Source organism: Rathayibacter sp. YIM 133350 (genome assembly GCF_037404875.1).
Lineage (GTDB): Bacteria > Actinomycetota > Actinomycetes > Actinomycetales > Microbacteriaceae > Orlajensenia.
In genome coordinates, this window is record NZ_JBBELO010000010.1 from 1 (window position 1) to 1,122 (window position 1,122).

The window sequence follows — 1,122 nt, forward strand, 5'->3', positions numbered from 1 at the left end:
ACGCAGCGGGGCACCCGGCTGTTGACCGGGGAGGCGTTGCCGGCACGGTTCGACGCGGTCCGGGCCGCTCTGGCGGCCGGACGGTTGGGGGTGGATGCGGCCGATGCCATCATCCGGGCGCTGCAGCCGGTGCTCACCGACTACCCCACCGATGACCTGGACTCGTTCCGGTGCGCTGAACGCACCCTGGTCTGCAACGCCATCGGCGCCCCCGTGGACGAGACCACCCCCGCCGAGGCGCCGTTATGCGCCGACGACATCCGAGCCCAAGCCGCCCTGTGGGCGGTCGCCCTGGACCCCGACGGGGTCGAACCGTCGGAGAGGACCTGGCGCTCCCGGGCGTTCACCCTGCTGAAAGAGCGGAACGGCCTGGTCCCGGTCACGGGGATGCTGCTGCCCGAGGTCGCCGCCCAAGTCCAGGTGGTGCTGGACGCCCTGACCAACCCGCGCCAGTCCCTGCGATTCCTGCCCGAGGCTGATCAGCCCGACCGGGACGGTGAGCAACCCCGCGATCCGCGCAGCCGGGCGCAACGCCAGCACGATGCCCTGGCGATCATCGCCGACCTCGCCGGCCGCTCCGGGGAACTGCCCACCCTGAACAGTGCTCTCCCCACCCGGGTGATCACCGTGCTGGCCACCGACCTGGACCGCGGTGTCGGTGTCGGCTTCGCCGACGGCCTGGAATCCCCGCTGCCGATGAGCGCTGTTCGGCACAGCATCTGCACCAACGGAACCCAAGCCATCACCCTGCTGCCCGACGGTGCCGTCGCGCACATCGGCCCCGAGGAGCGCACCTTCACCCGTAGGCAACGCCGCGCCCTGGAAGCCCGCGACGGCGGCTGCATCATCCCCGGCTGCCCCGTACCCGCACACGCCTGCGAAGGCCACCACGTCATCCGCTACAGCCACGACCAGAGAACCCGCATCGAGAACGGCGTGCTGCTGTGCTGGTTCCACCACCGCACCATCGACACCAGCGGCTGGCTCATCCGCATGATCAACGGCACCCCCTGGGTCAAAGCCCCGCCCGGTCTCGGCCCGCCCGACTGGCGCCCCGCCACCAAATCCCGCACCCGAAAACTCGACACCATCCAACGCCACGCCACCCTCAGCCGCCGCGAC

The 1,122-nt window shown here is 71.1% G+C and carries 1 protein-coding gene; it reads left to right on the top strand.

The window, feature by feature from the left end; all coding sequences use genetic code 11:
- Window positions 1-1,122 (top strand): HNH endonuclease signature motif containing protein (locus WDJ51_RS01730; RefSeq protein ID WP_337850698.1); only part of this gene is annotated, 1,122 nt, incomplete at both ends.